This is a genomic window from Chelativorans composti (assembly GCF_039541695.1).
Lineage (GTDB): Bacteria > Pseudomonadota > Alphaproteobacteria > Rhizobiales > Rhizobiaceae > Chelativorans > Chelativorans composti.
In genome coordinates this window covers 91,557-112,078 of sequence record NZ_BAABGS010000016.1, presented here as the reverse complement: position 1 = coordinate 112,078, position 20,522 = coordinate 91,557, and the positions used below count along the sequence as shown (strand labels likewise).

At 62.7% G+C, this 20,522-nt stretch carries 16 protein-coding genes; 3 read left to right on the top strand and 13 right to left on the bottom strand.

Annotation, left to right across the window (positions count from 1 at the left end; all coding sequences use genetic code 11):
- Window positions 1-124: 124 nt before the first annotated feature.
- From ABD906_RS04970 to ABD906_RS04920, 11 genes are all read right to left on the bottom strand, one after another.
- On the bottom strand, window positions 125-1,621 hold the full coding sequence (locus ABD906_RS04970; RefSeq protein WP_345098470.1) for a class I adenylate-forming enzyme family protein: 1,497 nt from the start codon (window positions 1,619-1,621) through the stop codon (window positions 125-127).
- A gap of 275 nt (window positions 1,622-1,896) precedes the next feature.
- On the bottom strand, window positions 1,897-3,192 hold the full coding sequence (locus ABD906_RS04965; protein WP_345098469.1) for an MFS transporter: 1,296 nt from the start codon (window positions 3,190-3,192) through the stop codon (window positions 1,897-1,899).
- A gap of 31 nt (window positions 3,193-3,223) precedes the next feature.
- Window positions 3,224-4,078, bottom strand: a complete 855-nt coding sequence (locus ABD906_RS04960; RefSeq protein WP_165277350.1) for an aldolase/citrate lyase family protein — start codon at window positions 4,076-4,078, stop codon at window positions 3,224-3,226.
- Window positions 4,078-4,533, bottom strand: coding sequence for a MaoC/PaaZ C-terminal domain-containing protein (locus ABD906_RS04955; RefSeq protein WP_165277096.1), 456 nt, complete (start codon window positions 4,531-4,533; stop codon window positions 4,078-4,080). The genes ABD906_RS04960 and ABD906_RS04955 overlap by 1 nt, the downstream gene beginning before the upstream one ends.
- A gap of 151 nt (window positions 4,534-4,684) precedes the next feature.
- On the bottom strand, window positions 4,685-5,848 hold the full coding sequence (locus ABD906_RS04950; RefSeq protein ID WP_165277351.1) for a CoA transferase: 1,164 nt from the start codon (window positions 5,846-5,848) through the stop codon (window positions 4,685-4,687).
- Entirely contained in the window at window positions 5,845-7,107 is a 1,263-nt protein-coding gene (locus ABD906_RS04945) for an acetyl-CoA hydrolase/transferase family protein (protein WP_165277097.1), read from the bottom strand. Before ABD906_RS04945 ends, ABD906_RS04950 begins: the two co-directional genes overlap by 4 nt.
- Before the next feature lie 8 nt (window positions 7,108-7,115).
- A complete protein-coding gene (locus ABD906_RS04940) occupies window positions 7,116-8,282 on the bottom strand; it encodes an acyl-CoA dehydrogenase family protein (protein WP_345098468.1) in 1,167 nt (388 codons plus the stop codon).
- Window positions 8,283-8,284: 2 nt separating this feature from the next.
- Window positions 8,285-9,508: a CoA transferase gene (locus ABD906_RS04935; protein ID WP_165277099.1), complete on the bottom strand. Its 1,224-nt coding sequence runs from the start codon at window positions 9,506-9,508 to the stop codon at window positions 8,285-8,287.
- 202 nt (window positions 9,509-9,710) lie between these two features.
- Window positions 9,711-10,721: a TRAP transporter substrate-binding protein gene (locus ABD906_RS04930; RefSeq protein ID WP_345098467.1), complete on the bottom strand. Its 1,011-nt coding sequence runs from the start codon at window positions 10,719-10,721 to the stop codon at window positions 9,711-9,713.
- Window positions 10,722-10,789: 68 nt separating this feature from the next.
- Window positions 10,790-12,025 carry a TRAP transporter large permease gene (locus ABD906_RS04925; RefSeq protein ID WP_345098476.1) on the bottom strand — a complete coding sequence of 412 codons (1,236 nt, stop codon included), beginning with the start codon at window positions 12,023-12,025 and terminating at the stop codon, window positions 10,790-10,792.
- Window positions 11,907-12,659 (bottom strand): TRAP transporter small permease, encoded by a 753-nt coding sequence (locus ABD906_RS04920; protein WP_345098466.1) that lies wholly within the window; start codon window positions 12,657-12,659, stop codon window positions 11,907-11,909. The genes ABD906_RS04925 and ABD906_RS04920 overlap by 119 nt, the downstream gene beginning before the upstream one ends.
- Before the next feature lie 272 nt (window positions 12,660-12,931).
- On the opposite strand from ABD906_RS04920, the gene ABD906_RS04915 reads away from it, so the two are divergent.
- The 3 genes from ABD906_RS04915 (at window position 12,932) to ABD906_RS04905 (ending at window position 17,217) form a co-directional block, all read left to right on the top strand.
- The gene (locus ABD906_RS04915; protein WP_345098464.1) at window positions 12,932-13,693 is read left to right on the top strand and encodes an IclR family transcriptional regulator; all 762 of its coding nucleotides are present in this window, start codon (window positions 12,932-12,934) and stop codon (window positions 13,691-13,693) included.
- A gap of 176 nt (window positions 13,694-13,869) precedes the next feature.
- Window positions 13,870-14,445 carry a Panacea domain-containing protein gene (locus ABD906_RS04910; RefSeq protein ID WP_345098463.1) on the top strand — a complete coding sequence of 192 codons (576 nt, stop codon included), beginning with the start codon at window positions 13,870-13,872 and terminating at the stop codon, window positions 14,443-14,445.
- 648 nt (window positions 14,446-15,093) lie between these two features.
- Window positions 15,094-17,217 carry an autotransporter family protein gene (locus ABD906_RS04905; protein WP_345098462.1) on the top strand — a complete coding sequence of 708 codons (2,124 nt, stop codon included), beginning with the start codon at window positions 15,094-15,096 and terminating at the stop codon, window positions 17,215-17,217.
- 297 nt (window positions 17,218-17,514) lie between these two features.
- Here ABD906_RS04905 and ABD906_RS04900 read toward each other — a convergent pair whose 3' ends face one another.
- Both ABD906_RS04900 and ABD906_RS04895 read right to left on the bottom strand, forming a co-directional pair.
- On the bottom strand, window positions 17,515-18,966 hold the full coding sequence (locus ABD906_RS04900) for a sensor domain-containing diguanylate cyclase (protein WP_378187830.1): 1,452 nt from the start codon (window positions 18,964-18,966) through the stop codon (window positions 17,515-17,517).
- 256 nt (window positions 18,967-19,222) lie between these two features.
- Window positions 19,223-20,494, bottom strand: a complete 1,272-nt coding sequence (locus ABD906_RS04895) for a 3-phosphoshikimate 1-carboxyvinyltransferase (RefSeq protein WP_165277108.1) — start codon at window positions 20,492-20,494, stop codon at window positions 19,223-19,225.
- Window positions 20,495-20,522 lie beyond the last annotated feature (28 nt).

Genomic DNA, 20,522 nt, shown 5'->3' with positions numbered 1-20,522 from the left:
GGCACGCGCCAGCTATTGGTAAGCGCGCGCGCCATGGCGCAGGCCACTGCCACCTGGCCTGGTTTTGCGCCGCCGCGTGGCCGGATTTTGCACCGCCGTTGACAGGTGAGGCGCAAATGCCCGATCACGCCGACAGACGTTTGCGAAGCTCGGTTTTCACAACCTTGCCATAGCTGTTCTTCGGCAGCTCATCGATGAAGATGTAGCGTTTCGGCTTCTTGAAGGAGGCGATCTCCTGCCTGCACCAGGCTTCCAGCGCATCGGGTCCGACGGTCTGGCCGGGCTTGATCACGACAAACGCAACCACCTGCTCGCCCCATTCGGGTTCCGGCTCGCCCACCACCGCCACCTCGAATACGGCGGGATGGCGCAGCAATACCTCCTCCACCTCGCGCGGATAGATGTTGGTGCCACCGGATATGATCACATCCTTCGAGCGGTCGGTAAGGTAGAGGAAGCCATCCTCATCCAGATGACCGAGATCGCCGGTACGCAGCCAGCCGTCCCGGATCGCCTCCGCCGTGGCCTGTTCGTTTCTCCAGTAGCCCTTCATGACCGTGGGACTTTTCACGCAGATCTCACCCGTCTCATTGGGCCTGAGCACCTCTCCGTCCGGCCCGAGGATCCTGATGGACACGCACGCCTGCGCGATACCGACCGAGGAGCGGCGATCGCGCCAGCGCGGATGACTCTCGTCCGCCACCAGATCGCGCGGCAGAGCCGAGATCGTCATCGGTGTCTCGCCCTGGCCGTAGATCTGCGCAAAGCGGGGCCCGTAGAGTTCCAGTGCCTCGTCGATGTCGTTCGCATACATGGGGCCGCCGCCGTAGATGATCGTGCGGATACCCTCGCCGCGGAAACCTGCTTGCCGCGACGCCGTGATCAGGCGCTTCACCATGGTGGGCGCCGCGAAGAAGACGAGGTTGCCGCAGGTTTTCGCGAGTGAAATGATCTCGTCGCAGTCAAATCCGCGCGAAGCGGGAACCACGTGGCGGCCCGCAACGCGAATCTGCGGCAGCATGTAGAGCCCCGCCCCATGCGACATGGGCGCGGCATAGAGCATGTGATCCTCGGCTCGCGGTGAATCCACGTCGATTGCATAGCACTGCGACATGGACACGAGATTGCCATGGGTGATCATCACGCCTTTCGGACGGCCGGTCGTGCCCGACGTGTAGAACAGCCAGGCCACATCGTCCCTGTCCCTCATGGCTGGCGCCGTGACCGGCGCGCGCCCCTCGACCGGGTCCGCAACCCGAATTTCTCGTATGGAATCGTTGCCCGCGAATTGCCGGCCGTCATCGGTATAGACCAGCCGCGCGCCGGCATTATCGATGATCCACTCCGCCTCTTTCGGATGAAGCTTGGCGTTGACCGGCACGGCGATTGCGCCGATACACCAGCAGGCGTGGAGAATATCGATATACTCCGGGGCATTCTTGGCGAAGATCGCAACACGGTCGCCCGGCTCGATGCCAAATCTCGATGACAGCTCGGCGGCGCGGTCGCAGACCGCCTGCAGCAGCTCCCGATAGGTCTGCAGCACCCGCTCTCCTTCGAACACGGCTGGCCGTTCAGGCCAACTCAGTGCTGACTGGTAAAGCCAGTTGGCAATGTTCATCTTTCCTCCCTCCTGAACAGTCCCCGTCCTCCCGGGATGAAAACCGCATCTCGAACGTCGTCCCGCAGCATCGGGCGATCGGCCTGCGGGATGCTCGCGTCGTTGGCGACGGCGGCACCGCCCAGGTTACAGGGCAGACTCCGCTCAGCGCCCTGACGCTGCATCTCGCTGGCCCGACCCCGCTGGCGACAGCCGGCAGGGTCGATTTCGGCCTGAGCAATAACCTCCCTCGCAGCCTCAACGATCATTTCCTCCCGCTTGCGTCGGACGGCTCATCACAGCCCCGGTGGCGGAAGCTCGCGCGCGTCCACCAGCCGGCGGGTAAGCGTGAAGGGAGCCGCCGCCAGAAATACGCTGAGGCAGGCGACGATAAAGGCAGCCATGTAGTCCCCCGTCAGGTCGTGCAGGAAACCGGACAGCCAGGCGCCAAAGGCCGAGCCGAAGGACATCAGCATGAAGATCAGCCCGTAGATGGAGCTGACGCGTCCGCGGGCAAAGATCCGCGCGTTGAGGGCGCTGATGACCGGACCGCGCGCCCCCTGGCTCGTGCCGAACGCGAGCACATAGACCAGAACCCAGAGCGGGTTGGGCCAGACCGAATAGAGGCACAGGCCGACAATGCCGAGGAAGGTTCCGGTGAAGGAGATCACCGTCGCTCGGCGGATGCCCAGATAGACATTTGCCCATCCCGATAGCATGACCCCGCCAATCGACAGCATGCCGGCAACACCGAAGGCCAGAGCAGCTTCAATCGCTGGATACCCCCGGTCAATCAGGAAGGCGATCACCTGAATGGAGGTGAGATACGCCGCCACCGCCGTGAAGAAGAAGGCCTGGACCAGCAACCAGAACTCCCTTGTCCATATGGCCGTCCGCACGCTCCACTGCGGCACGGAGAAATTGTCCGCCTGTTCCCTTTTCGGCCGCCGGGCAGCCAGGGCGCGCGGATTTCCCGGCGCCCCCTGGGCGATCCGCTTCCACGGCAAGACGGCAATCAACGGCACGAAGAAAAGCAGGCAGAAGAACATGATGCGATAGGTTTCGCGCCAGCCGTAGGCGTCGATCCCTGCCTGCGCGAGCGGGACGATGGCAAGCATGCCGGATCCGAATCCGGCATAGGCTATGGCGATGCCGATGCTCATCTGCCGGTCGAACCAGCGCCCTACCAGTGCAGCGGCGGGTACCATGCCCATGAGCGACGAACTCATGCCGCACATGATCCCGACCGAGAGATAGAGATGCCAGATCTGCGATGCGTGCGAGGCGATAAGCATTGCTCCCGTCATCAGCAGCGCTCCGGTCAGATAGGAAACGCGCGGCCCCCAGCTGTCGAGGATCGCTCCCGTGAAAGGCGAGAAGAAACCCAGCGTCAGCAGGTAGACCGAATAGACCTGCGTGAGCTTGGCATGGCTCCAGCCATATTCCGCCTCGAGCGGTTGCATGAATACGAGATAGGTGTCGACAATGCCCCGGGCCACGAAATTGCAGAGAAAGCCTATGACGACGACCAGCACCGCAATGCGTGTTGTAGTCCAGAAGCCTTGCGGCATCCCCTCCTCGGTCGTCGTCATCGTCGCCGCCCTCCCCGCAGTCGCAAGCCTTCTAGTTCTTCACCATCGCGAGGATTTTGCGCGCGGCGCGCTCGTGCGGCTTGTCGATCATCTTGCCATCAATGTTCACCACGCCCTGATCCGGATTGTCCTCGAAAGCCTTGATGACCTTGCGCGCCCATTCGACTTCCTCATCGGTCGGCTGGAACGCGGCATTGACGGGATCGACATGGTTCGGATGGATCACCGCCTTGGCGGAAAACCCGTCCCGCCTTGCTGCCCGCGCCTCGGCCGCCACATAGTCGAGGTCGCCGATATTCGTGCAAACCGTGTCGATCGCCGCCGTCTGGGCTGCCGAGGCCGCCATCAGGCACAGGTTGCGCGCCAGCAGAAATGGTCCGCTGTAAACCTCGCCATCGCGATTGGTCGTTGCATTTATTGAAGCCGCCAGGTCCTCCGCGCCCCAGAGCAGGCCGAGCAGGCGGGGGTGCGGCCGGTAGGTCGGGAGGCCGAGCACCGATTCCCCGGTCTCCGTCGCCACCGCCACGATACCGGTGCGGCCGCGCGCGAGACCGTTGGCCGCCTCGAAGGCATCGAGGCAATGGCTCAACAGGTCGATATCGGCCCCGCCACGGCACTTGGGAAGCATCACGCCATCCGGCGCGTGGGACATGACGGCGGCGAGATCGTCGAGCGTCAGCCCGGTGTCGAAGGCATTCACGCGGACGATGAGCAGCTTGCCCGCCCTGTCGCTCTCAAGCATCTTCGACACCGACTCGCGCGCGGCGGCCTTCTCGGAAGCGGCAACGGAATCCTCGAGATCCAGCACCAGCGCATCGGCATTGGTGCCTATCGCCTTCGCGAACTTTCGGGGGCTGTCGCCCGGGACAAATAGCAGGGAGCGCATCATGCCGTCGGCCTCTTGTACATCATCCCGAACCGACGGCAGACAGCCACCACTTCATTGCGTTGGTTGAAGCAGGTGTGCTCGAACTCGACAATTCCGGCGTTGGGGCGCGACGCGCTCTCCCGCTTGCTGATGATCTTTGTCTTTGCGCGTAGCGTGTCGCCCGCGAAGACGGGTTTCGGGAACTTCACGTCGGTCATGCCGAGATTGCCCATCGTGGTCCCGAGCGTCGTGTCCTGCACGGACATGCCGATCATGATGGCAAGCGTGTAGAGGCTGTTGAACAGCGGCTTGCCCCACTCCGTCTGCTCGGAGAAGTGATTGTCGATGTGCAGCGGCTGCGGATTTAGGGTCATCAGGCTGAACGAGATGTTGTCGTACTCGGTCACCGTGCGCGAGAGCGGATGCTCGAACTCCTGTCCGACCTCGAACTCCTCAAAATAAAGTCCAGGCAACTCTACCTCCCTTGATCCTGGTCGCGCCGGAAAGGCGCCTCAGATGAACTCTAGAGCGGTTCCAGGAAAAGTGGGAACCGCTTTTCCGTCCGGAACCGCGAAAAAACAAACAGTTAAGCAATCCAGAGGCTCCGTGAAATCTGAACTGCTCCTAACCAATCACACCAGCTTCACGCAGCCGCGCGATCCGCTCTTCCGCTATGCCCCAGTCCGCCAGGGCGGCACGTGCCTCATCTCCGCCACGCCCCTGCATTTGCGGCATTGCAGCGGGCGTGGCGGAGAAGCGGGGCGCCGGTGCAGGTTGCATCCTGCCCGACACCTCCACATGGGCACGGCGAATTCGGTTGTGCGGATGATCCATCGCCTCGTCGAAATCGAGAACCGGGGTGACGCAAGCGTCGCTGCCCTCGAAGACCTTCTCCCACTCCGCACGTGTCCTGGTGGCGATCCTTTCGGCCAGCAGCCGGCGTGCCTCGGACCAGTTTTCCCGCTGAGAAACATCCGGGAACGTCCGCGGGTCGAAGCCAAACCCCTCGAGCATGATGCTGCGAAACTTGCCTTCGATCGGGGCTACCGATAGCCACTTGCCGTCCGCGCATTCGTATACTTCGTAGTGCGGTGCGCCGGTGTCGAGCAGATTCTCGCCCCTCCCGCCGCTGTGGATCCCCGCACCGATGAGACCCAGCAGCGGCACGGCCAGAAGTCCAACGCCATCGACCATCGCGGCATCGACCACCTGCCCGGCGCCCGTCTCGCGCGCCGAGAGAATGGCGGCAAGCAGGCCGAATGCCATCAGCATGCTGCCCCCTGCGTAGTCACCCAGAAGGTTGATGGGGGGCGCCGGGGGCTGTCCGGCCCGGCCGAGCCGGTCGAGCACGCCGGTCAGGGCCAGATAGTTGAGATCGTGTCCCGCCGTCTGCGCCAGCGGGCCGTCCTGCCCCCATCCGGTAAGCCGTCCATAGGCGAGCCGGGGATTGCGGGCGAGACAGTCGCCGGGGCCCAGTCCGAGCCGCTCCATGACCCCCGGGCGGAAACCCTCGACCAATCCGTCTGCCTTCGCGATGAGGTCGAGAACGAGGTCCCGTCCATCCGCGGACTTGAGGTCAACGGGCACGGCGATGCGTCCGCGCGTGGCAAAGTCGAACTCCCTCGGACGGGCAATCCCCGCGTCGCCCGCCACGAGGCGCTCGACGCGGATCACGGTGGCGCCGAGATCGGCCAGCAGCATCGCCGCCAGCGGGACGGGACCGATGCCCTCCATTTCCACGATGCGCAGGCTTGCCAGCGGCCCCTGTCTTCTTTCCTGCCCGCTCATAACTCCCTCCGCTTGTCGAACCACGCACGCTCCAGCGGTTCGCGCCATTCCGGCGCCGCAATGGCGATCATGCGCCGCGCCCGCTCATCGAGATCCTGCCCGGCGAGTTCCGCCACCCCGTGCTCCGTGACGATCACATCCACGTCCGATCTGGCGCAGGTAACGGTGGGCACCGACGGCACGATGCGGCTCTTTCCCTCCCGCGTCGTTGAGGGGAGCGCGATGATTGCGCGCCCGCCCTCCGAGAGACGGGCCCCGCGCACGAAATCGACCTGTCCGCCCACTGCCCCGAGGTGAAGCCCCCCGGCGGTCTCGGCATTGACCTGGCCTGTCAGATCGACCTCGATTGCGGAATTGATGGCATGGAACCTTGAAAGCCGTGCCATGCGGTCAGGACTATGCGTTTCCTGCGGCCCCGCGAGCCGCAGGTGCGGGTTTCGATGAGCGAATTCATAGAGCTTTCGGCTACCCAGCAGGATGCCCGCGACAGACACCCCTGCATCCAATTCCTTTCGCGCGTTGGTGAGGGCGCCGCTTTCGGCGAGTTCCACCAGTTCGTCAGTGGCTGCACCCGAATGGAAGCCGAGGTCCCGGTGGCCGGACAAGGCCCTCAACACGGCCGCCGGCACGGCCCCCACCCCTACCTGCAGCACGGCACCATCGGGAATGATCTCTGCGACGCGCGAAGCAATCCGCTGCTCGGTTCCGCCATAGCGGGATGGTGGCATTTCCACGGGCGGATGCTCGCCCTCCATGACATGCGCGATCTCAAGCTCCGGCCCGACCTCGCCCCCGTGGCAAGCGGGGAGCCATGGGTTGATCTCCGCGATCACATGCCGTGCCCGACGCGCAGCGTCGATCACGAAATCGCGGGCCAGCCCCAGGTTGTAGCCGCGGCCATCGAGTGACGGACGCAGTTGAAGCAGCACGACATCGACCTTGAGACGGCCCGTCCGGAACGCGCGCGACAGCTCGGAAAAGTGCTCTGGATAGATCCGCAATCGCCCGGCGCGGGCAAGCCGCGCGGTGCGCCCGATCGCGCCATAGCTCTCGAATTCCAGGTCGGGAGGCAGTTCGCCCTCGAAGGTGTCCGAGTAGATTGGCCCGACGAAGAACCTGAACGGTGGCAGCGTCTCCGCCTGTCTCAGAAGCGCTCGCGTCAGGGTAAGCGGCTCCGCCGTGCCCTGCCCAATGAGCACGCGCGCACCCTCCGTCAAGACGGTTTGCAGCGGCAGATCGTGGGCAGGGATGGGAACCATGGCAGACCTCAGTAGGACTTGGGCATTCCAAGCACCCGCTCTGCGATGAAGCAGAGAGCAAGTTGCGGGCTGACCGGGGCGATGCGCGGGACCATCACCTCACGCAGGTAACGCTCGACGTGATATTCCTTGGCATAGCCGAACCCGCCGTGGGTCATGACCGCCGTCTGGCAGGCCTCGAACCCTGCTTCTCCGGCAAGATACTTGGCTGCATTGGTCGCCTCGCCGCAGGGTTTGCCGTTGTCGAACAGCCAGGCGGCGCGCATCACCATGAGCCAGGCGGCCTCGAGCTGGCACCAGCACTTGGCGAGCGGATGCTGGATGGCCTGGTTCTGGCCGATCGGCCGGTTGAAGACGATGCGCTCCCGCGCGTACTGGTTGGCCTTGCGCAGCGCCGCCATGCCGAGGCCGACCGCCTCCGCGGCGATCAGGATGCGCTCGGGGTTCATTCCCTGAAGGATATACTCGAACCCGCGTCCTTCCTCGCCGATGAGGTCCTCTTCCGGGATCTCGAATCCGTCGAAAAACAGTTCGTTCGAGTCCACGCACTTGCGGCCCATCTTTTCGATCTCCCGCACGCGGATCCTGCTGCGGTCGAACTTGGTGTAGAACAGGCTCAGGCCGTGGGTAGCCTTCTTCACCTCCTCGAGCGGCGTCGTGCGCGCAAGCAGCAGGATGCGATCAGCCACCTGCGCGGTGGAAATCCACACTTTCTGGCCGTTCACGACATACCGGTCACCGCGTTTCTCCGCCTTCAGCTTGAGCTGTGTGGTGTTGAGGCCCGTGTTCGGCTCGGTTACGGCGAAGCAGGCCTTCTCCCGCCCCTCGGCCATGGGGCGGATCATCCGGTTCTTCTGCTCCTCGGTGCCGTAGAACTCCACCGGCTTCAGGCCGAAGATGTTGATGTGGATGGCCGATGCACCGGACATGCCGGCTCCGGATTCCGCGATCGTGCGCATCATGATCGCCGCCTCGGTGATGCCGAGACCTGCGCCGCCCAGCGCCTCGGAGGTGCAGATGCCGAGCCAGCCCTCCTTTGCCAGTGCGTTGTAGAAATCCTGCGGGAAGCCCCCTTCCTTGTCCCGCTTCAGCCAGTAAGCGTCGTCGAAACGGGCGCAGATCTGGCCCACAGCCTCGCGGATCGCCTCCTGCTCACTCGTCAAACCGAAATCCATGGCTAACCTCTTCCTCCCTCGGCCCGCGCGGACGCCGCGGACACAATTCCTTTCTGTAGAAGTTCTGAAATCTGCTGCTCGCTCTTCCCGATCTCCCTCAGCACCTCGACCGTATGCTCGCCGAGCTGGGGCGCGAGACGGTCCGACTGCGCCGGCTGGCCCGACAGGCGGATGGGATTGGCCATCGTGATGATGTCGCCCTCGCTCGGGTGCTTCACCCGGCGGAAAAAGCCGACCTGCGAAAGGTGGGGATCCTCCAGAACGGTCTCGAACGTGTGCATGGCCATGACCGGAATGTCGTGTTCGTCCAGCAGCGCGATCCACTCCGCGGACGTGCGAGTGAGGAACAGTTCCGTCAGCCAGCCGTAGACATGGTCCACGTTCTCCATTCGCGCGCTGAAGGTCGCGAAGCGCGGATCTTTCTCCAACAGGTCGGGTTGATTGATCGCCTTCACGAAGCGCTGCCAGTGCTCGTCGGTGTAGACGAGCGCGCATACATAGCCGTCGGCGGTGCGGAAGGGCCTGCGATCCCGTGCGAGCTGACGGGCATAGCCACCCTTGTCCAGTGGCGGGTCGTAGGTGAGGCCGCCCAGATGGTCGCCAAGGATGAAGCCGACCATCGTCTCGAACATTGGCACGTCAACGCGCTGGCCGCGGCCGGTCCGCTCGCGTTCCAGCAGCGCTGCCAGGATGCCGCTCAGGGCTGTCAGCCCGACGATGCGGTCGGCTATAGCCGCCGGCACATAACGCGGTTCGGGAGATCCTGACAGCTGAAACAGGTGACCGAGCGTGGCGCCTCCCTGAATCAGGTCGTCGTAAGCGGCCCGCCTGGCATATTGACCATCCTGCCCGTAGCCATAAAGGCCGGCGTACACGATGCGCGGGTTGACTGCGGACACCTCTTCGTACGAAAGCCCCAGCCGCGCCATGGCAGCCGGCCGGACGTTGTAGACGAGTGCGTCGGCATCCCGGCAGAGATCCAGCAGCAGTTCCCTGCCCTCCGGTGTCTTGAGATTGATGACGATCGAACGCTTTGAACGGTTTGCGTTCAGGAAGATGGGCCCCATGCCGGAATGGCGGGCAGGACCGATCGAGCGCACGAGATCGCCCTTCGGCGGTTCGACCTTGATGACATCCGCGCCAAGATCGCCGAGAAACTGCGTTGCATATGGTCCCATCAGCACCGCAGTCAGGTCGATTATTCTCACTCCGGCCAGCGGCCCCATCTGGTACTCCTCCTACTGTCCAATATTTTGGACATTTTATTCAATGATAAACTTGCCGTGCCTTTTTCCGGGAGCAGCGTCTTCTCCCGGAGACATCTTGAACTTTCCTTCTTGGGGCGGCGCGACATGGCGGTATGCCCATGCCCCGTCCGCCGGCAGTTTCGATCAGGCTTGGCCTTGGCCGCACCTGACCCCAAGGCAATCAGAGCGCGTCGCGGAATGCCTCAAGGATCTTCGTTCCGGGCTTGCCCTTCTTGTCGAGATCTTCGGCCCAACGCTGGCTGACCGTGCCCAGAATCTCCTGAAGCCTCTCCTGATCCGCTTCCGGCAGCGTGACGAACTTCACGCCGGAATCGGCGATCTTCTGCTTGTCCTCGCCATCCAGGCGGTCGGCCACCTCACAGCCGTGCATCGTGGCCTTCTCTCCAACTTCCGCCAGAATCTTCTGGGTTTTCTCGTCGAGCTGATCCCACTTGCTCTGGCTGATCACATAGGTGACCACGAAGGAGCCGAAGTTGACGTCCTGCGTGGCATGCTTCAGGAACGGAGTCACTTCGTAGGGCAGGATGGACGAATGCGGGAACAGGAGCGCGTCCAGGGTACCGCGCTGGAGCGCGTCACGCGTGTCCGGAGCGGGAATCTGGATCGGCACCGCCCCTACCAGCTGTGCGGCGAGCTCCTTCGCGCCGCCCGTGCTGCGGATCTTCAGTCCCTTCAGGCTGTCGAGTCCGGTGATCTCCCTGTTGGAGGTGAAGACCTGATAGGGCGGCAGAACCATCACCATCAGCACACGCACGCCGTTCGGAGCGAATTCAGCCTCGTCCATCGCGCCGCCCGGCTTGGCGATTTCCCAGAACGCCTTGGTTCCCTGGCAGGAGGTGGTGAAGGCCTCCGGCATCTCGCCCACTGAAGACAGAGGAAGCTTGTCGCTGACGTAGGACGCGCCGACATAGCCGATATCCATCACCCCGCTCTGGGTCAGTGCCAGCAGATCCTTGGCCTTGCCAAGCTGCTCTGCCGGGAAGTACTCGAAGTCGATCTCCCCGTTGGACTCCTTCTTGACCTCCTCCATCCAGAACTTGGTCATGTTTTCGGCGATGTAGTGCCCCACGGGAAACGAATCTCCCACGCGGAGCGTTTCCGCCGCGGCGGGAAATGCTGCCGATGCAACAAGTGCAGCAAGGGCAATTCCTGCTTTCAATGCCGTCTTCATGTCGGTTCCTCCCAAATAAGACTTCGGTTCAACACGACCGCCCGCCGGCGGCCATTCGCCGGCTGCCATCAGTTCATGGTCGACGGCAGCCACAAAACGAGCCCCGGAAACAGGGTCAGCAGCGCGATGACGATGAGATGCGCCCAGACATGCGGCATGACGCCCCGGAACAACTCGCCGATGGGTCTTCGCGTGTACCGCGCCACGACGAAGACGTTCATGCCCAGAGGCGGCGTGACCATGCCCACCTCGGCGGTGACCACCACGATCACGCCGAACCAGATCGGATCGAACCCGAGCGCGATCACCGTCGGCAACACGACCGGAACGGTGAGGATCAGGATCGCGATCTGATCCATGAAAAAGCCGAGGATGATGTATCCCAGCAGGATCAGGAACATGATGGTGAGCGGCGCGAGCGGCAGCGTGGACACCCAGGCCGTCAGGTCGTTGGTCACGCGGGTGAGTGTGATGAAGTACCCGAAAATGTGGGCACCCATCATGATGAACAGGATCATGCAGCTCGTTTGCGCCGAGTTGCGCAGCGCGATCCAAAGGGTCGACAGGGTGAGCTTCCCCTCGTAGAGCGCGAGCAGCATCGCGACGAACGCGCCGATGCCCGCGGCTTCCGTCGGTGTGGCAATGCCCGAATAGATGGTGCCGGTGATGGCAATGAAGAGGACCAGCATCGGCCCGACGCGCTTGAGGGACGTAAATTTCTCACGGAACGGATACGGCTTGCCGGGCGGCGCCGAGTCCGGCCACAGAAGCACGAGGATCCACACGGTCAGGACGATGGCCAGGGTAACGATCAGGCCCGGAATAACGCCGCCGATGAGCAGTTTGGAAATCGAGACGTCAGCCAGGATGCCGTAGAGAATGAGCGCCACCGAAGGCGGGATGAGCATGGCCAGAGTGCCTGATATGGCAACCACGCCCCCGGCCAGCTTTGGCTCGTAGCCCTGCTTCATCATCTCCGGCAGGGAGGTTGCCGCAAGCGTCGCGGCCGCTGCCGTGCTCGAGCCGGAGATGGCGGCAAAGCCCGCTCCGGCGATCGCGGTCGCCATTGCGACGCCACCCCTGATCCGCCCCACCCACACGGTCGCCGCCTTGAACAGATCGCTCGCGATGCCCGAGAGGATGACGAACTCCGCCATCAGCACGAACATCGGGATGGTGATCATCTCATAGGAATTGGCGGTTGTGAGCGGCGTTGTACCCAGAATGCCGGACAGTATCGGCATGCCCCCGTAGAGATAGAGGCCAATCGCGCCTGAGACGGCCATGGCGAAGGCGACCGGCAGGCCGATGACGAGCAGGAAGCCCAGCAGCAACAGAACGAACGTGACTAGCATATGTTAAATGTCCCCCCCCCCCGCCGCTTTCATCGGCCACCGGCGGCATGTCCACCAGAAGCCTCCCCGTGATGGCCGACGCAAGGTGGCCGTAAACCCTGTAAACGCACCGGATCACCAGCGCCGCCGACCCCACGACGACGAGAAGGTAGGCGACCCAGGTTGGCCAGGGGATGAGAGCGGCAATGTGCTCGCCGCGTGCAATGGCGGTGTCCAGGCGCCGCAATCCGCCCCAGGTGATCAGCACCATCACCCACGTCGACATCGCGTAGCCGATCCCGAGGAACAGATGACACCAGCGGAATGGAATCAGGCGCTGGAACAGGTCGACAGCGATGTGAGCGTGGTGGTTGAGTGTGTCCGGAAGCGTCAGGAAGAATACGGCCACCATCAGATAAAGGCCGATGAGATCATAGGACCAGCTGAGCGGCGCGTTCATCGTGTAACGCAGCGTCGCATCCGGCGTGACGATGATCATGATGGCGCCAATCGCCGCCGCCGCCACAACCATCAGGCAAAGATCCATCAGCTCCAGGCCGCGACTAAGCCCGGCCCGGCTCCCCCCTACGGATTGTCGTATCATTCATTTCCTCCCGACGCGCTGCCCGGAATGATACGGACCGCGGCTGCTCATGCGTGCATCAAGCGATGCAACATTCTGCACACTTGATACTTCTTCAGAACGCAACGTCCGTCAACCAGAAATGTGAACTATTTGTCCAAATATATGAAAGTATGCTCTTTGCGCTCTTACGTTGCCGCAGTTGTTCAAGTATATAGACAATGGTATCGCTGAGTTGTGCAGCCACTCGAAACGGATGGAGCATCGTGGTTCAGGTACGACAAATCGCAAACTTGCTTGATCTGCTGGAGTTCTTTGCCGAACATGGAAAGCCTGCAAGCCTGGCGGAAATCTCGCAGCATTTCGGCTGGCCGCGATCCTCGACCTTCAACACGCTTACGACCCTGACATCGCGCGGCTATCTGTTCGAGCCGGAGGGACGCGGGCGGTTCTATCCCACCCCGCGCTGGCTTTCGATTGCGCAGGCCATTGCCGCGGCCGAGCCTGTCCCGGAAACCTTGAGACGGCTTGCCATCGACCTCAACCAGCGAACCGGCGAAACGGTCTGCATCGGCAGCGCAACCGGCATGCATGTCATCTTTTTGGAGGTCATCCAGTCCAAGGAACGCGTTCGTTATGCGGCCGAGGTGGGACAGCGCATTCCGCTTCATGCGACAGCGTCGGGCCACGCCATCATGAGCCAATGGCCCGCCCGTCAGAGATCTGCACTGCTCAAGAAGGTGACGTTCGAACGTTATGGCTCGGGCACCCCCATGAGCGTGCAGGCGGTGGAAGACCAGATCCAGGCAGGGCTTTTCCGCGGATGGTTCCGTTCCGCGTCAAACTACAGCGTGGATCTCGGCGGCGCGGCCCTGCCCATCGTCCTGTCCGAGCGCATCTTCTCGCTTACCGTGGCGGGCCCGCTCAATCGTATCGAAAACAGGATGACGGAAGCTGCCAGAATCATGCACGAGGCGGTCGGGCAGCACCTCGGGCCGCGCTACCTGGCCGAAAAGATCCGGGGATTGACCACACCTCCCTTGGAGAAGGCCTGACACGCTTTGGCGACTCCTGCCACGATCCATGACCGACCGCTCATCAGCGGCTGTGCGGATCGTGGCCAACCCGCCAGCAGGCGGGCAACGGACCCATTGAAACGCCACCATTTCGCCGACTTGCGAGGATGTGCTATATGCAATTCAGTGCGTCATCGGGACGCCGGTAGACGAAGATGAGCTATGAGCCGAGAAAAGCCGCGCAACTGATCGCCTATCTGATCCTGAAGTCAGGCGGGCCGGCGCTCAACGTCCTCAAGGCGGTGAAACTGGTTTACATGATAGATCGCGAGAGCATCAAGCGCTATGGCTTTCCCGTACTCGAGGAAAAGCGGTGCTCCATGCCGCATGGTCCGGTCAACTCGCTAACCTACGCGTACATCACAGGATCCTATGAGCCCGAGAAGAGCGGTTGGTCGGAATTCCTCCGGGATCGTGAGAATCACAATATTGCGCTCGCCGATCCCAACATCCGTATTGATGACCTGGATGAACTGAGTGAGGCCGACATGGCCTGCGCTGATGCCGTCTGGGAGCGATTTGGGCGCATGTCGCAGTGGCAACTGCGCGATTGGACACATGACCCGCGCAACATCCCCGAATGGGAAGACCCGAATGGCGGTTCCACCGTCATCCCCCTCCAGCGCATCCTGCATGCCGTCGGAACGCCGAACGCCGAGGATTTTAATCGATTGTCGGCTGATTTCGAGCATGTCGATCAGGTCTTCAGGGAGGCACGGAGGCGTCGGTGATTGCCGCTGCCGGTACACTTCTGATCCCCTCGGGACCGTCAAATGATCCAATGCGTCGCCATCTCTTCGTGGTTTGCACAGACCCTTGCCCGATAGGTAATTAGCTTCTCGTTCCAATCGTGACCTGGACAAACAGCCTCTGCGACAATACGTGCCTCGTCGAGGCGTTCGAGCATGAATGGCTCCGGCACCGGTCCTACGTACTCTACCGAAAATCACGCATCGAAGCGGCCGCTGATCTAATAATCAATGGCGAAAGGAGGGGCCTATTCGAGCGGCGTGGAGCCATGAACCCGCAGACGTTCCTGCGGATACGCAATGGCATTGCTCGCAGCCCTCACACGCCTATGAAGATCAAGAGATACTACCAGGAGAGGCAGAATTCATAGCCAATTTCTTCTTCCTCCTCCTCTGGGGGCCATCGGGACCACTGTACTATCGCAGATCACTCAACCCTTCGCCCGTCCCGCGTCGAATCTTGTCTCGGACGGCGGAGGCGAAGGGATTAAGGCAAGTTAGCCTTATTTTAAAAAAGCTTTTGGCGTTAAGTATCTTGTTTAACAAGGGAATAGCCTTCAACCCGTCGCTCATTGATTGTTGCACATATTTTTTATATGTGATGCCCCCTCAGTCATCACGTCTTTTCCATTGAATCATGGGGGAACGTATGAACATACCTACCGGGGCGGCACCGTCGTTCGTGGCGGCGAACTTGAGGTCACCGACGACAAGTCGCTCGGCGACGTTGCTGGCGCGGTCGCGCTCGATGGCGGCACGCTGATGCTGGCCGGCGTTTCCGAGCTCCGCCACGACCTCGTGGCTGGCAACAACGGCGGCACGATCGACATCGGCGGCGACACGAGGCTGACAGGCTCCGGCACGGGCACCGGCAACGTCACCTTCACCGGCGGCAGGCTCCTGCTTGCCGGCAAGCTCGCCTGGTCCGGCGAGACCATCATCGACTCCGATGCCACCCTTTCCGTGGCGGCCGAGGGAGCCCTCTCCTCCGCGTCGACCCTCCGGCTGAACAAGGGAGCCAGATTTGACCTGGCCAGCGCACAGACCATCGGCGGACTTGCCGGCGCCGGCACCATCAACTTCACGCCCATGGGCCGTCTCATCATCGGCGCCAACAATGCCGATACCACCTTCGAAGGCACCTTCAACGGCGGCGGCCCTCTCACCAAGTCGGGAACCGGCAGGCTTAACCTGACGGGCGACAACAGCAAGTTCCTGGGCAGCTTCGTCGTCGAGCAGGGCCTGCTCGCGGTCAATGGCGACTTCTCGCAGAGCCAGGTAGAGATCGGCGCCAACGGCAGGCTCGGCGGCGTCGGCACCGTGCGCAGCATCCGCGGTGTCGAGGGCCAGACCGGCGGCGTGATCGCGCCCGGCAACTCGATCGGCACGCTGACCGTCCAGGGCGACCTTGATCTTTCCGGCCTGATCCTCGAAGCCGAGGTCGACACCGACGGCAACAGCGACGTCCTCACGGTCCTCGGCACCGCGTATCTCAAGGGCGGCACGCTGCGCATCGACTCCGGCTCACAAGTCTTCGAGCCGTCGAAGCCTTATTCCTTCATGCGTGCAGCCTCCGTTGAAGGAAGCTTCACTTCCGTCGTCCATGACTTCACCTTCATGGATGCCGACATCGTCATCGACGAGAACGGCGAGATCCGGATCGTCATGGAGCGGAATACCGTCGACTTCAGTTCTGCCGCCCGCACCGCGAACCAGAAGGCCGTTGCGGCAGGCATCGGCGAGGTCGGCAAGACCAATCCGCTCTACGTTGGGCTGCTGCAGCTGAACGAGCAGTCGGCGCCTACCGCCTTTGACGCGCTTTCGGGCGAGATCCATGCCTCGGCCAAGTCGGCGCTTGTCGAGGATACCCGCCACGTTCGCGCCGCCGCTCTCGACCGCCTGCGCTCCGGCGCGGCGGAAGCATCGGCAAACGCCGCCTACAATGTCTGGGCAAAGGGCTTCGGCACGGACGGCTCCCTCAAGGGCAACGGCAACGCAGCCGGACTGGACCGTTCCATCGGCGGCATTCTGGGCGGCGTCGACGGCGTGTTCGACGGCTGGACGCTTGGTTTCCTCGCCGGCTACAGCCACTCAAGCTTCGACGTGGATGCCCGCACCTCCTCCGGCAAGGCCGACACCTTCCACTTCGGCGCTTATGGCGGAAATCGCTGGAATGGCCTTGGCATCCGCGGCGGCCTGGCCTACGCTTGGTCGAACGTAGAGACGAACCGCGCGGTCGGCTTCGGCGGTTTGGGCGAGAAGTTGACGGCAGACTATAACGCCGGCGCGCTGCATGCGTTCGGCGAAGTGGGCTACCAGCTCGACATGGGCGGCGCCACCTTCGAGCCCTTCGCCAACCTCGCGCATATCCACCTGCGCACGCACGGGTACGATGAGAAAGGCGGCGCGACCGCTCTCAGCGCCGGGGCACGGTCGATGGACACCACGTTCCTGACGCTCGGCCTGCATGCCTCCAGCACGTTCGACGTTTCGGGCATTTCCGTCACTGCGCGTGGAACGGTCGGCTGGCAGCACGCCTTCGGTGACGTCGAGCCTGCCGCCACCCATCGCCTGGCGTTCGGCAACGACTTCACCGTCACCGGCGCGCCGGTCGCGAAAAATGCCGCCGTCGTGGAGGCCGGCCTCGACTTTTCGATCACACCGGATGCGTCCCTGAACGTTTCCTACAGTGGCGCGTTCGGTAATGGCAATCGCGAGCACGGCGGCCGCATCGGTCTCAACGTGAAGTTTTGATCGGCACGCTTCCCGCAAGGGAAAACATGAGCCGCCGCAGCCCGGGCTGCGGCGGTTTCATTTTCGGGTTCCGTGTCTGCAGTAGCTTGGTGTTGCATTTCCCCGTTCGGGACCGCACAGACTCCCGGTGTCAGCAATATCCGGGCTTCGCCAGGTGCACGGGCAGGGCCGGAGCCGCCGACGGGCGCAGAATCATCGTCATCGCAAACGCAATTTTCTCCAACAAGCACCTGACTTGATGGGGCGATGGGAAGCCATCGTTCAGGGATACCGAGCGCGGGATGCGCCTGCCCGGCTTCAGATCTCCATGAGCTGCGGCTCGGTTCCTTCCTTCGTGCGCTTGTCCTCGTACATCTTGAGGTCAGCGCGCCGCGCGACGGCGTCGAGCCGCTCGCCGGGCCGCGAGGTCGCATAACCGATGGAATAGCGCAGCGGCATCTGCGAATAGAACTGATTGTTGAGCGCCGTGAGGTCCGTAATGACCTTGACGACCTTCTCCGCTCCGCTCTCGTCGGTGAACGGCAGCACGACGGCGAACTCGTCACCGCCGATGCGGGCGGCATGGCCCGGCGTGCTCACCGCCTGGTTGAGCACTTCGCCCATTCGTCTGAGCAGCTCGTCGCCCGCATCGTGCCCGAGCCGGTCGTTCACGATCTTCAGGCAATCAAGATCGATGAAGATGATGGAAACCGGATACTCCTGCTTGCGCTCCAGGCGCTTGAGCTCACTCACATAGTGGGCGCGATTGTAGAGCTGCGTCACCACATCGTGGTTGCCCAAATATTCGAGATAGGCGTCCGCCTTCTTGCGCGCGGTGATGTCGGTCAACGCGACCTGCACCAGCGACCAGTCGTCCTCGTGCCCCGGCAGCACCGCGAGCTGCATCAGCAGATTCCGCACCGAGCCGTCGAGTGCATAATTGACCACCTCGCGGCGCTGGAGGAGCGTGCCCTGCCACAGCTCGATCAGCTGCTCGCGGAAGTGCCGGACCATTTCATCGCGGAAGATCTGCGGCAGGTTCTGCAGCAGGGTCCGCTTGTCGGGCGCGCCGAAGAGGGTCAGTGTTTCCTGGTTGACGTCGAGCACCCTGATCTCGCTCATGCAGCGTTCGACGAATTCCGGATGCACATCCGTGAACACCCGGAAGTCGGTGATGCCGCGCTCGCGCACCTCGTCGATGAGTCGCTTGATCTCGCTGAAATCCTCCACCCAGAGCGAGACCGGCGAATGCTGGAACAGCCACTCCGCATACTGCTTCTCGCGGGCCTGCTGCCGCCGTGCATCTTCGAGCGCGGTTACGTCGTCGATGGAGAGCAGGACGCGCTCCCAGCTCTCTTCGTAGCCCGGCAGGATGCGGCCCTTGAGCTGAATGTTGATGGGACGGCCGCTCAGCGTGTGGTTGATCGTGTTGCTCTCGAACGTGGTGGAACCGTTCCAGAGCTGCACCATCTCCTCGATGTGCGACTCCGCCATGTCCTCCCGGAAGACCCGGTTCAGGTTGCTCACCAGGCTCTCGAGGCTCGCGGCCTCGTAAAGGGAAAGCGTCTGCCTGTTCACCTGCAACACGCGGATCTGGCTTGTGCATTGACGAAGCCGGCTGGGGTCTTCCAGCAGGAACGACCTCAGATCCGTGACACCCTCAGCCCGCCACTGATCGAACTGTTTCCGGATGCCGCTGTAATCTTCGAGCCACAGGGATATTGGCGCGAGCTCAAAAACGTTCTCGATATCATACAACCTCGCGACCATATCCACGGCACGCCCCCGAACCGATCTTTCCTGACTACGCTAACCTGTATTGGTTAACCAACAATGCGCGAAACCCCGCCGGAAAACGCTTGCAGAGTCCGGCGCGGCAAGGCTCGCAAGCTTTGGCCGCGCCTAGATAAATGAAAATGCCGCGCACCTAAAGTGGCAATATTTTGCCGCCCCATTAAAACTGTATTTAGGGATCGGACTGGATCCAGGGTCTCAAATCGGCGCAACAAATGAGTATTTCGCGGCATTAAGCCCTGTATTTGACCCCGATCCGTGCCAGATCCTTCCAGTAGTCGGGATAAGTTTTCGCCACGCAACCCGGATCGAGGATGCGGATGCCTTTCCGCTTCAGTCCGGCCAGCGCGAAGCTCATCGCGATGCGGTGATCCGCATAGGTGAAGATTTCCACCGGCGTGTCGTCATTGGCCCGATCAGGCCGTCCAAGGACGATGAGGTCGTCGCCCTCCTCACGCGCCAGGTCCGGCGCGATCTTGTTGAGCTCGGTGGACAGAGCCCGCACCCGGTCGCACTCCTTGACCCGCAGGTTGCTGAGCCCGGTGAACCGCACCGGCGTTTCGTTGAACATGGCCATGACGGCGAGTGTCGGGATGGCGTCCTGCATCTGCTCGCCGGCGATCTCAGCCGGAAAATGCGGAAACTGCTGGATGAACCGATAGGCCACCGCGTCTGGCTGGCTCATGTCTTTCGGCCGCACCCCGATGTCGATGCTGCCGCCCGTGAGCTTCTCCCACGCCCAGATGTAGGTGGCGGCAGAAGCGTCGGGCTCGACCGCGAAGTCCGTGGCCGTGTATCCGGTCGGCGTTATGCGCCAGGCAAGAGCCTTCTCCTGTTCGATATTCGCCCCGAAGGCGCGCATCACCGAAAGCGTGATGTCGATATAGCCCTGCGACCCGATGCCGTCGCCCGTCACGCGCACATTGACCGGCACCGGCGCCTGCGGCGCCGCCATCAGCAGCGCGGAGACATACTGGCTGGATAGCGACCCGTCGATCTCGACGCTGATCTCATCCCTGCCCGCAAAGGCGGCCGGATTGCCGAACAGCTCCACGGGCGGGCAGCCCGTCTCGCAGCGGGCGTCGATCCCGAGCCGCTGTAGCGCCTCCACCAGCGGCCGGATCGGCCGCTTGCGCATGTGCTCGTCGCCGTCGATGACCACCCTGCCCTCGACGAAGGCGCAGGCCGCCGTCAGAAACCGCGTTGCCGTTCCCGCATTGCCGAGGAACAGCGGCTTCTCCGGCGCCGCCAGCCTGCCCGAAGACGTGACCGTGAAAGTAGTGCCCTGCCGCTCGACGGCCACGCCCATCGCGCGAAGAGCCTCCGCCATGTAGCGCGTGTCATCGCTGGAAAGCGCGCCCGTGATCACGCTCCTGCCCTTCGCCAGTGCGGCAACCAGCAGAGCCCGGTTGGTAATCGACTTCGACCCCGGAGGCGTGATCTTGCCCGTGAGCGGGCCCGCGGGCGGGACGATTTCGAGAACGGCTTGCGAAGAATCGGACATGGATCTTTCCGGTGAGCGCAGGATTGGT

What these genes read in the sequence shown, in the direction of transcription:
- ABD906_RS04970 (WP_345098470.1), bottom strand. Translation starts at nt 1,621, where the DNA reads ATGAACATTGCCAACTGGCTTTACCAGTCAGCACTGAGTTGGCCTGAA.
- ABD906_RS04965 (WP_345098469.1), bottom strand. Translation starts at nt 3,192, where the DNA reads ATGACGACGACCGAGGAGGGGATGCCGCAAGGCTTCTGGACTACAACA.
- ABD906_RS04960 (WP_165277350.1), bottom strand. Translation starts at nt 4,078, where the DNA reads ATGCGCTCCCTGCTATTTGTCCCGGGCGACAGCCCCCGAAAGTTCGCG.
- ABD906_RS04950 (WP_165277351.1), bottom strand. Translation starts at nt 5,848, where the DNA reads ATGAGCGGGCAGGAAAGAAGACAGGGGCCGCTGGCAAGCCTGCGCATC.
- ABD906_RS04945 (WP_165277097.1), bottom strand. Translation starts at nt 7,107, where the DNA reads ATGGTTCCCATCCCTGCCCACGATCTGCCGCTGCAAACCGTCTTGACG.
- ABD906_RS04940 (WP_345098468.1), bottom strand. Translation starts at nt 8,282, where the DNA reads ATGGATTTCGGTTTGACGAGTGAGCAGGAGGCGATCCGCGAGGCTGTG.
- ABD906_RS04935 (WP_165277099.1), bottom strand. Translation starts at nt 9,508, where the DNA reads ATGGGGCCGCTGGCCGGAGTGAGAATAATCGACCTGACTGCGGTGCTG.
- ABD906_RS04930 (WP_345098467.1), bottom strand. Translation starts at nt 10,721, where the DNA reads ATGAAGACGGCATTGAAAGCAGGAATTGCCCTTGCTGCACTTGTTGCA.
- ABD906_RS04920 (WP_345098466.1), bottom strand. Translation starts at nt 12,659, where the DNA reads ATGATACGACAATCCGTAGGGGGGAGCCGGGCCGGGCTTAGTCGCGGC.
- ABD906_RS04910 (WP_345098463.1), top strand. Translation starts at nt 13,870, where the DNA reads ATGAGCTATGAGCCGAGAAAAGCCGCGCAACTGATCGCCTATCTGATC.
- ABD906_RS04900 (WP_378187830.1), bottom strand. Translation starts at nt 18,966, where the DNA reads ATGGTCGCGAGGTTGTATGATATCGAGAACGTTTTTGAGCTCGCGCCA.
- ABD906_RS04895 (WP_165277108.1), bottom strand. Translation starts at nt 20,494, where the DNA reads ATGTCCGATTCTTCGCAAGCCGTTCTCGAAATCGTCCCGCCCGCGGGC.